Annotated in this window: 5 protein-coding genes and 4 pseudogenes; 6 read left to right on the top strand and 3 right to left on the bottom strand. The window is 58.6% G+C overall.

Features of this window, described 5'->3' with window-relative positions; all coding sequences use genetic code 11:
• Both HGP14_RS34595 and HGP14_RS34590 read left to right on the top strand, forming a co-directional pair.
• Nucleotides 1-1,047 (top strand): glycoside hydrolase family 15 protein (locus HGP14_RS34595; RefSeq protein ID WP_205927469.1); only part of this gene is annotated, 1,047 nt, incomplete at its 5' end.
• Nucleotides 1,048-1,372: 325 nt separating this feature from the next.
• Nucleotides 1,373-2,112, top strand: a pseudogene (locus HGP14_RS34590) (IS5 family transposase); the annotation flags it as partial.
• Nucleotides 2,113-2,501: 389 nt separating this feature from the next.
• Here HGP14_RS34590 and HGP14_RS36105 read toward each other — a convergent pair.
• Nucleotides 2,502-2,708: a hypothetical protein gene (locus HGP14_RS36105; protein ID WP_246704766.1), complete on the bottom strand. Its 207-nt coding sequence runs from the start codon at nucleotides 2,706-2,708 to the stop codon at nucleotides 2,502-2,504.
• 979 nt (nucleotides 2,709-3,687) lie between these two features.
• On the opposite strand from HGP14_RS36105, the gene HGP14_RS34585 reads away from it, so the two are divergent.
• Together HGP14_RS34585 and HGP14_RS36100 are read left to right on the top strand one after the other, a co-directional pair.
• The gene (locus tag HGP14_RS34585; RefSeq protein ID WP_168834294.1) at nucleotides 3,688-3,897 is read left to right on the top strand and encodes a hypothetical protein; all 210 of its coding nucleotides are present in this window, start codon (nucleotides 3,688-3,690) and stop codon (nucleotides 3,895-3,897) included.
• Nucleotides 3,807-4,040 (top strand): annotated as a pseudogene (locus HGP14_RS36100) (IS110 family transposase); the annotation flags it as partial. The gene HGP14_RS34585 and the pseudogene HGP14_RS36100, both read left to right, overlap by 91 nt.
• A 1,059-nt stretch (nucleotides 4,041-5,099) precedes the next feature.
• On the opposite strand, the gene HGP14_RS34580 reads toward HGP14_RS36100, so the two are convergent.
• Entirely contained in the window at nucleotides 5,100-5,309 is a 210-nt protein-coding gene (locus tag HGP14_RS34580; RefSeq protein WP_168834293.1) for a hypothetical protein, read from the bottom strand.
• Nucleotides 5,310-5,757: 448 nt separating this feature from the next.
• On the opposite strand from HGP14_RS34580, the pseudogene HGP14_RS34575 reads away from it, so the two are divergent.
• Nucleotides 5,758-7,310 (top strand): annotated as a pseudogene (locus tag HGP14_RS34575) (ISL3 family transposase).
• A gap of 248 nt (nucleotides 7,311-7,558) precedes the next feature.
• Nucleotides 7,559-9,313: an adenylate/guanylate cyclase domain-containing protein gene (locus HGP14_RS34570; RefSeq protein ID WP_168834292.1), complete on the top strand. Its 1,755-nt coding sequence runs from the start codon at nucleotides 7,559-7,561 to the stop codon at nucleotides 9,311-9,313.
• A 393-nt stretch (nucleotides 9,314-9,706) separates the two neighbouring features.
• Here the strand turns inward: HGP14_RS34570 and HGP14_RS34565 are convergent.
• Nucleotides 9,707-9,847 (bottom strand): annotated as a pseudogene (locus tag HGP14_RS34565) (integrase); the annotation flags it as partial.
• Nucleotides 9,848-10,333 lie beyond the last annotated feature (486 nt).

The following is a 10,333-nucleotide window of genomic DNA, read 5'->3' as shown; positions in this document are numbered from 1 at the left end:
TGGCTGCGTGATTCAGCGCTGACGCTCTATGCATTGCTGAATTCGGGGTACCGCAAGGAAGCGGAGGACTGGCGGCAATGGCTGCTGCGCGCGGTCGCAGGTTCTCCGGATCAACTCCAGATCATGTATGGAATCGCGGGTGAGCGTTGGCTGCCCGAGTTCGAGGTGCCGTGGTTAGCAGGCTACGAAGGAAGCAGCCCAGTCAGGATCGGCAACGACGCTTCTGGTCAGATGCAGATTGACGTTTATGGCGAACTGATCGAAACGCTCCATGCCGCGCGCGATGCCGAGTTGCAGCCGCAGGAGGAGGCCTGGCGGCTGCAAAAAGTCCTGCTCGATCATTTGGAGACGGCATGGCGACTGCCCGACCGGGGAATTTGGGAAGTACGTGGAGCCCCGCGTTCGTTCACCCACTCGCGTATGATGGCCTGGGTTGCCTTCGACCGAGCCATCACTAGCACCGAGCGGTACGGGCTAGAGGGGCCGGTGGCGAAGTGGCGTCAGGTGCGCCAACAGGTCCATGGTGATATTTGCACCAATGGCTTTGATGCGAACAAGAACAGCTTCGTTCAGTACTATGGAGGTAACACGCTCGATGCGAGCCTGCTGCTCATGCCGCAGCTGGGTTTTCTGTCGGTCGACGATCCACGCATCGTGGGAACGATTGATGCGGTCGAGCGTGAGCTGCTGCAGGGCGGGCTCGTAAAGCGTTACTCCACGGGCGAGACGGACGACGGGGTCGGTGGCGGCGAGGGAGCATTCCTGGCGTGCAGCTTCTGGCTGGCTGACGCCTACGTGCTTACCGGGCGCGAACAGGATGCCCGCAACTTGTTCAACAGCTTGCTCGGCATTCGTAACGATCTCGGCTTGCTCGCGGAGGAATATGACATCGTATCCGGCCGCCTCCTCGGAAATTTCCCTCAGGCGTTCTCGCACATCGGCCTGATTAACACAGCGCATAATCTTGTCACCGCCGGCGGACCGGCCCAACAACGCGCCGAGAAGACCGCGCCAAGCAAGTCATACAAGGTTTCGCCGGTAGCATAGCTAGGCCCACTATTGCCCACATCCACCATTGCCGCTTGTGCCCGGACCTGATTCACGCAACGCCTATGGGAGACACGTGCTCTTATCGCCGGACAACGGTCATGTTAAGTTCCTCCGGCAGTGTTAACAGCGCCAGTTCCGTCGGACAAAATGAGCTCACCTAGCTAGCCGCTTGGTTCGCTATAGGGTTGCGAGAAGTCTCATGTTCAGACCCACTGTTGCTCCAACATGTGTCGCTCTGATAGCTGGTACGGCATTGGTGCAAGGATCGTTCATCGGTCGTGTTGTAATCGGTCTGGGACGGAAATAGCCCACTGTCAGAGCGATGCCATTTAAACAGAATGTCACCGGCCGCCATCGTATCGGGAAGATGAAGTTCAAGGTGGCGAACTGGCGTGAGTACGAGGCCGGCCTTCGCCGACGCGGCAGCCTGACGCTGTGGATGACCGCGGAAGCTCTGTCGCAAGCGCCAAGGCGTGCGAGCCGCGGCGGCCGGCAGCGTTATTCCGATCTGGCGATCGAGCCTATTTTGACGCTCAGGATGGTGTTCGGTCTGCGGCTGCGCCAGACGGAGGGCTTTCTGGCCTCCGCGCTGCAACTGATGGGACTGGATATCGCCGTGCCCGATCACACGACATTGAGCCGACGGGCACGGACAAGGCGATCGTCTGGCAGATGACAATGCCGCTCGATTTCAGCAGAAGGACGATCTGTGCACGTTCTCATCGAAAGCTCCGGGCTTGAAGTCTACGGCGCCGGCCGATGGCTGAGGGAAAAGCACGGTGCTAGGTCGCGGCGAGGTCAGTGGGAACTGCATCTTGCGCTGGATGCCGATAACGGCGAAATCATCGCACACGTCTTGACCGACCAGGATGCCGGCGACACCTCACAGGTGGAGCCGCTGCTCAACCCGATCGAGGTCCCGATCAGCCAGTTTACAGCTGATGGCGCCTATGACTGCAAACCGACATATGACGCCGTCAACAACCACAGCGCCAATGCGGCATCGTGATTCCGCCGCGCGCCAATGCCGTCGCTCGGTCGGAAATAGAACCCTCTGCCCAGCCGATCGAGGTCTATCGCTGGTATGCGAAGCGTCGATCGCGTCGTGGAGTCGCTCGGTCGGAAGCTCGATACCGCCGTTGAAAGCATCAACAAGCTCTCGACGCGGGTCGAGGTGTTGAGCAGCAAGCTCGGCGATGCTCAGGAGCGAGCGAACAAGACCATGTTCAGGAGGCCAATCGTTCGGCCTTAGCGGCTGTGCAAAGGCTCGTCCAAATCTTGCCAAATGGCGAGCCCTCGCACAGTCTGCCGCAAGGGAGGATCTCGGAAAACCCTCGCGACATTGGGAGTCATTGTTGCGCTGAGCTGCCTGCGCCAAGGCACCCAGGCGCTGATCTGGCGACAACACCCCACTGACCTAAGGTGCCTCTCTCGAATCTCAATCCTCCGGACTAGCCGTCAGATACCAGCCGCCGTAAGTCGTCCTCATTCTTCACGCCGTGCCGAAACGACCGGATGACGCGAGTAGCCAACTCTTCCCGGTCAATTGCTGATTTGACCTGCCGTACCGCGCAAACATGGTCATACACGCGCTGGCAAAGAGCAACGTCTTCCGTGCTCATCACGATTTGCATTTGAGCTATTTTGGATCGGATCATGATTGCCTTCACATCCTCTCTAAGGCGAGGGTAGGCGGCCTGAGGCCTATTCGAGAAAAGCGATTGCCGGTTGGGCGAGGGCTCGTCCAAACTTGCCAAATGGTGAGCCCTCGCACAGTCGGCCGCAAGGGAGATCTCGGAAGACCCTCGCGGCATGGGAGTCATGTTCCGCTGAGCTGCATGATTAGCGCCGAGGCTCCCAGGTGCTGATCTGCCGATAGCACCTCATTGACCTAGGGTGCCTCTCTCGAATCTCAATCCTCCCGGTTGGCAACGGTTAGCGCTTCGGCGCGGGCCGAGCGAAATGGAGAAGTGGAGTACGTTGGTACGACAAGGGCTCGTCTGTGTTGCAACGAGGGCGAGCCCTGTCGCATCCCACCGCGCGGGACAGTTTGGACCTGCCGGGGCTGCCATGGCCGGGCGGAGCGGTGGGTTAGCTGCGGTGGTTAGCGCAACCGCGTCCAAAAACTACAGCTCCAGCGAAGCCCGCTCGTCAATAATCAATTAGAGTTGTGCCAACTCCCCTATCCGGGACCGAAGGGCCCGTCCCTTTACGGAAAGCGAGCCCTTGCCGCGCCTCATAGGTCCCCTAGCCATTCAGCGCGGGATTAACCGCGCGGCCAAGTGTGCAGAATAAGGCCGGTTCTGCAATGTTCCATAAAAAACCCGCCGGAGCGGGTCAGGTCTTTGGGGAACGGTGACCGCGCGGTACTAACGGACAAAGAGAGACCCCGCGTGATGTGTAGAGTAGTCGCGGGGTCAAAGGTCGCCAGTTTGGCTGGCTGGATGCGCTGGCGGGCGATGCCAGAAGGCGCAATCCATCGAATCAACGAGCGGACGGGCCTTGAGTTCCAGTCCGCGACCGTACGGTCAAAAAGAAGATCGGATGATTGGGTTCCGGCTGCCTCTCTGCATGGGAGTAGCGGGATATCGATCTTCCGGGCAGGCTTCAATGGTTCAACCGGTCAGGAGATCTGCCATGGAACTGTTCGTCGGTCTTGATGTTTCCGTTCGCACCACCAGGGTCTGCGTGATGGACACGAGTGGTAAACTCATCAAAGAGGGCGAGGTTGAGACCGAGCCGGATGCGATCTGGGCATTTCGAAATGCGGTGATGCCGCGATACGGTGGGCGCTGGTCGAAGCCGCCGGGATCCTGCTGTGAAACTCGAAGCGGAGCTCGCCGTTGAAGGCGTGGGGCCTCACCATCGCTCGTCGGCGAGGCCTTGCGAAGGCTACCGTGGCGGTGGCTCGACGTCTGGCAATCATCCTGCATCGGATGTGGGTCGACAACACACCCTATCGCTGGGAGGCCAGTGCCAGTGCCGCTTGAGAGCTCGAGTTAAGGGTTCCGCGTCGCGCGGATAGAGGTCCCGTTCAGGGACGAGTGGGTAGGCAATCTCGAGGCGGGGCTGGACGTCAGGTCAGGCTAACAGTCTCGGAAAAAAGATTGAGATGCCTCTCCATCCGACCCGATCATGAAGCGGTCGCGCGCCGACTTCGAAGAGAAGCCAGACCCCTGGCGGGCACCCATCATCATCCGGCACGCCAAAGCCGTTACTCATCAACCCTCGCAACGACCAACGCCCCGCCTCGTAGGCGGAGAGGATATCCTTTGCTTGACAGACCCAGCCCAAAAGAGAAGCCCCGCCGAAGCGGGGCAAGCTATTACGGAGAAGGGAAGACGCGCGGCTCGCGGTGCTGCCTGAGAACAGGGCCACGCCCTTCCTGCTCACGAAACAGCTGGGCCGGACAATGTTCCGGTCAGTCCGCTAGCGTACGCCAAGGCGAGCACTTGCGACATACGGGACGTAGAAGTAGCCTCCTTCAATGTGACAGCTTTCTTAAACAGGCAAATCGTTCCAAGATGAGGACAGCACAGTCGCAAAACTCAGCCCGATCGTGCACCGAGCATTCACCGGAGGACGCCCTGGCTATCTACAGAAAAGAATCGATTGCTGAAGTTCAAGGCGAGCTTGAGCGAGAGCTGATCAAGAGGGGTGGAGCGCGCGACTACGACGATCTGACTAAAGATCTTAGCGACAACGCCTACCTCTATTACATCCACGACCGCTTGGGATGGTCTAATAGATATCTCCGTCAGATACGGAACATCGGATACGTTTTGGTGGTGCTGTTAGGCGCTTTGGTTTTTGCGGTCTTACGGCATTTTGTTTAAATTCTCCTCACAGAGCACCGGCGGCGATCTCCGGGCCGGCGATGTTCCGTCGATCGCGAGCGTCAGATCAAAGCGTCGAACAGCGCTGCCAATTTGCCGATAACTACGGTAATGAATCCAAGCATGGCCAGCCCCACTATCGCCCACATCCACCAGCTCGGCTCGCGCGGCTCTCCCCTGCTCTCTGGCATCATTTTTCTGCACCAATCGTTCTTATGGGCGGACCGCCCCCTCTAGGTGACGTGCAAGCCATTCGAGAAGCCGGGCGGCCTCGTTTTCGGACATCTTGACGATCAGCCCGCGCTGATCGACACCCTGAATGGCTATGTGGTAGGAGGAATAGTCGCTCGCGCCGGATTTCCAAAACGTGATCGGACCGTCGGCAATGAGGAAGTGCGGGTTCACCTTAGCGACCGTTGCCATGAAACACGACCCTCCTCACTTAGCGCGCAGCTTGACGCCAATCGTTTGGCATCCTTGCCGTGCCATTCTTCATAGCACGGCAAGCGAACCCCGGGTACTCCTTGTCTACTCGAACCGTACGTCGCATCCCATTCGACCCACGACCGCACCCCTTGGTAGAAGGTGGCCAGGTAGGCACAGACAAACAGTTCGGCTATTACTGCATTCCGCCGTGGAGTGAGCGACAATCTGTCGCTTCGATAAGTCCATAGCCATCACTATCTTTAGGTGATGTCCAAAAGCTCGGTTCAAGTCGCGATCTACATTTTGGGTTTGGTCATAGCGATGACCGCCCTGGCGTTCGCTTTGCGAATGGGGCACACGCCCCCGGTGATCCATCTCTAAAGGGGCGTCGTCTGCTTTCGCAAACGCCTCGGCAGCCTGCCGTACTGAGTGGGAGGATCAGCATATGCAGCGTCGATTTCAGCACGCGAGGCTTGCCCCTGACAGCCTTGCGGTAGATGAGGTAAAGATTGTCGCGGGCAACGTTCAAATTGGGCTGCGATCACGCCGTCGCTCGGGGAGTTGTCCGGACTGCGGGCGGCCAAGCGAGAGAGTTCAAAAGTCGATATATGCGGCGACCCGCTGACCTACCCCTCAGCGGCCGGCGCGTAGAATTGACGATCGTGGCGCGTCGGTTCTGGTGCGATGCAGTTCTGTGCGGTCGGCGCATTTTCTGCGAACAGTTCGGTGACGGCGTGTTGGCTCGTTATGGTCGGCGCACCCAACGGCTTGAGACAATCGTCCACGACCTTGGTTGGCACTTGGTGGCAGGCAGGCCGCGGCCTTTGCCGATCGCTTAATGATGCCGGTGAGTAGCGATACACTGTTGCGGGTGGTTCGCCGCTGTATTGTTGATAAAAACGATGAACTGGCCGTTATAGGCATTGATGAGTTCGCTTTCAGGCGCGCCAAACCTACGGAACAATCGTTTGCGACTTGGAGCGCCGGAGGCCTGTCACCCTGTTGCCCGATCGCGCGCTGGATACGTCTCGGGCATGGCTTGCCAGGCACCAGTCAATACCGATCGTCGCTCGCGATCGGGGCGGCGGCTATGGTGAGGCCATCGCGAAAGCCTTGCCTGATGCTGAGCAGGTCGCCGACCGCTGGCACCTGATGGAGAACTCCACTCGGGCATTTCTCGATGCGGTCGGCAAGTCGATGCGTCAGATCAGGCAGGCGGTCGGTAGCAATGTCGTTGATCCCAAGCTTTTGACCTACGCCGAGAAGCTGCCGTACGAGGGTTATCTACGCCGTCAGGAAACGAACGAGGCGGTCCGGGAGCTGTCAAAGAAGGGAACCTCAATAAGACAGATTGTCCGGCAAACCGGTCACAGCCGGAAGCTTGTGCGCGATGTCCTGCGGGGGCAGCGCCTCGATATCTTCCGAACACGGCCCAGTTCGCTGGATAGCTGGCTGCCTGGCTCAGCAGCCGCTGGGAGGAAGGAGCGCGGAACGCCTTGGCGCTCTGGCGCGAGATGAAAGCGAAGGGTTTCCCGGACAGAGCGGCGTCATCTCGCAATGTGCTCAACGGCAACGTCTCGCGGAGAAAGCCAACCAAAGCGGCCTTGCGCGAACGCCATCGGCGCGGGTCATCGCTCGGCTGCTGACCACCGCACGCGATGACTGGCAAAATCCGAGGCGATCCTGGTGGCGGCAATCGAAGTAAACGTTCCGGAACTGGTGATCGCCCGGACGGCCATTGGTGATTTCCAATCCATGATCCGCTCGAAGACAGCACGAAAGCTTGATGAATGGCTTGAAGCTGCCAAGAGCAGCTTGGTCGGATCATTCGCTGGCGGTTTCGAAAAGGACGTGGACGCTGTGAGAAACGCTATCATCTCACCTTGGTCTAACGGGCAAACGGAAGGTCAGATCACGCGCCTGAAACTCATCAAGCGCCAGATGTATGGCAGAGCAAAACTCGATCTTCTGCAGGCGCGATTGATCGGCGCGAGCTAAGACTCCACTTCAGCAAAACTGCGTCAGAGCCGAATTTCGACGTGCAGCGTGGCGCCCGGACCGACTTGGTTGCTTCAAAACCCGGTCATTCGCTGATAAGTCCCCGCTATTGACTTACAGTAGTCGGTCAAATGTCAACACAGCTTGCGGACCGCGTCGACGTACTGGACTTCGGGCGCGCGCTCCCGCAATGTTTGATCGCTCAGCCACAGCGGCGATTGATCTGCTCCGAAAGAACTGGAGCACCCATGGAACGGAAGTTAGCAGCCATTCTTTTCGCTGACGTAGTCGGCTTCAGCCGGCTCGTCGGACGAAATGAGACGAAGACCCTAGCCGATCTCAAGGCCCACCGAGACGATCTCGTGGACCCGCAGATCGCGGAGCACGGTGGACGAATTGTCAAGACAACAGGCGATGGAGTGTTGACAGAATTTCCAAGCGTGGTGGCCGCGGTTGAATGCGCGGTCGCAATTCAGCGCGCTATGGTCGATCGCAACCGCAACGTTCCCCAGAATGAAAGGATTGAATTCCGCATCGGCGTCAACCTCGGTGAGGTTGTCGTCGAAGACGACGACATCTTCGGCGAGGGCGTAAACATAGCATCACGGCTGGAAGGCATTGCCGAGCCAGGCATGATCTGCGTTTCAGGCGCGGTCTTTAGCGAGGTGAAGAGTCGGGTTGATTTTCACTTCGAGGACCTTGGAGCGCAAACGCTCAAGAACATTGCAGAGGCTGTCCATGCATATCGGGTCGTCCCCTCCGGAAGCGGGCCGGAGCCACAGTACGCCATCTGGACCGACGAGGTCCTGCCGACTCCGAAGAAACCGTCAATCGCCATTCTACCGTTTGCCAATCTGAGTGACGACCCGGAGCATGACTACCTGGCCGACGGTCTTCGGCTCGGCATCCAGGCTGCACTCATCCATGCCTCGGGGCTGTTCCTGATTGGCGCGGGCACGGTCAAGCGCTATCGCGACGCGAACCTGATGACAGCCGATCAGGCGGGACGCAAAATGGGTGTCCACTATGTCCTCCAAGGGGCGGTTCAAAGGTCAGGGCAGCGCATCCGCGTCACGCTGGAACTGACCGATGTCATGGCGCGGCAGATCATTTGGGCCGAGCGCTTTGATCGACTCCTGGATGATGCCCTTACCGTGCAGGACGAGATCACGGCAGAGGTCTTGAAGTCGCTCGACATCAAACTGGCGAGTGGAGAGAAATGGCTCCTCCATACCACGATAACGAATCTGGAGGCGCTTGATCCCTTCTACCGGGGTCTCAGTTATTTTTATGCCGGGACTAGGGAGGGAAACGCAGCGGCGCGAGACATGTTCGAAGCCGTCACCTGTCTGCAACCTGATTCGCCGGTGGGACCTGCGTACCTCTGCTTCACGTATTGGACAGACGCATTCAGGGGATGGGCGCACACCAAGGAGGAATCGCTCGTTCAGGCAACCCTATGGGCCGAGAAAGCCATCAAGCTCCAAGGCTCCAACGGCCTTGCCCACATCGTTCTGGCATCCGTTCATCTCCAGAATCGTAATCATGATGAGGCGCTCGCCACCTGCTACAAGGCCGTCGAGATCCGCCCGAACTGCCCGACTGCGAACAGCTATCTAGCAAACGTCCTTTTCTATTGTGGCCGCCCTGCGGAGGCCATCGCCAAGATCCACGAGGCTATCCGCATCACTCCAGTGTTCCCACCCTGGTACATGACGTTGCTTGCAGCGGCATACCGGGATGACGGCCAGTTCGGAAAGTCGATCTCGGCAGCCGAGCACAGCCTTCGGCTGAACCCGGACGACCGCGACGCGCGCCTGGTTCTGTGCAGCGGCTACAGCCTTGTCGGCCAGCACCAGCAAGCCCGGAAGGTCGCTCAGCAGATCGTCGCGATCGAGCCTCAGTTCTCGCTCGCTCGTTACGCCGAGACCCAGCCTTACAAAGACGTTGGGGCCCTCACGCTCTTGGTTGACAGCCTCAAGGCGGCTGGACTGCCACAGTAGCTCAGGCATCATTGGCTTCGATGATGTGTGGCTCGACGCAGATCGTTCTGGTGGAGATTCATTTCATTCCTCACAGAGTGCCCCCGGTGGATCGAGCGTCCGCTGGAGCCGCACCTTCCAGCAAGGCAAACTACGTTCGTAATCGGGACTTTAGACGGGCGGTCGGGAATGCCTGCGACGGGTCGAACTCGTCCCTACCAACCACGAATCCGAACGTCTTGAAAGTCCGCCTTGCTGACCTTGGAAATCTAAAACCATAGCGTCCGCTTTCAGGCGTGCATCCAAGACCGTGTAAGTCCGAAATGGGGGCGCATAGCCGCTCGATAGAACTGCAAAAATCCAGAGTGCTTTCCCCAAGCAGCTTGGCCCCGCACCCAGCGGGGCTGCACCTTGTCAAATTTCTGTATGCTCCGCCAGTTCCAGCGCATCCTCGATGTCCACGCCCAGGTACCTAACCGTGTTCTCGATCTTGGTATGTCCAAGCAGGATCTGGATTGCACGAAGATTGCCGGTCGCTTTGTAGACCATCGTCGAGAACTTCACAAGGGATTCCGTCTGCTGCCAGCGCCTTCACGTCCTTCGCCGAGACGTCAAGCTGCTGCTGCGTCCTGAAGACCTGAAGTGTGCCCCTGCAATTACCAACGGCGACCAGTCAAAGAAGATCACGATCACGGTTTTGGGGCGAAATCCTCGAACCACCGGAAACCATCAACACGATGGTCGACCAGTTAATGCATTCGCTTCCGAAGTGACAACGTGTTGCACGGGAAGTCGGCACGGAAGGCCGCCTTGGAGGACAGGCAAATGAAGCGCACCTGCAGCTTTATTGCGGCACCTCAAACTTTGCAACGGAACTACGCCATGTCACCGGTAAACAGGAAGTTTGTAACATCTGTGGACGGTATATGGACCCCGCCCGATTGCAACAGATTTGGCGAGATGGGATTGCTGGTCACAACTGCTGACGTATATCCGGCTTCCTGATGCAGCGCGGATATCGTCGCTGCGAGCCACGATGGG

Source organism: Rhizobium sp. P32RR-XVIII, from assembly GCF_012641395.1.
Lineage (GTDB): Bacteria > Pseudomonadota > Alphaproteobacteria > Rhizobiales > Rhizobiaceae > Rhizobium.
This window is presented reverse-complemented; position numbering and strand designations above follow the sequence as displayed.

Coding starts and splice junctions, on each gene's coding strand:
- HGP14_RS34570 (WP_168834292.1), top strand. CDS start 7,559: ATGGAACGGAAGTTAGCAGCCATTCTTTTCGCTGACGTAGTCGGCTTC.
- HGP14_RS34580 (WP_168834293.1), bottom strand. CDS start 5,309: ATGGCAACGGTCGCTAAGGTGAACCCGCACTTCCTCATTGCCGACGGT.
- HGP14_RS36105 (WP_246704766.1), bottom strand. CDS start 2,708: ATGATCCGATCCAAAATAGCTCAAATGCAAATCGTGATGAGCACGGAA.
- HGP14_RS34585 (WP_168834294.1), top strand. CDS start 3,688: ATGGAACTGTTCGTCGGTCTTGATGTTTCCGTTCGCACCACCAGGGTC.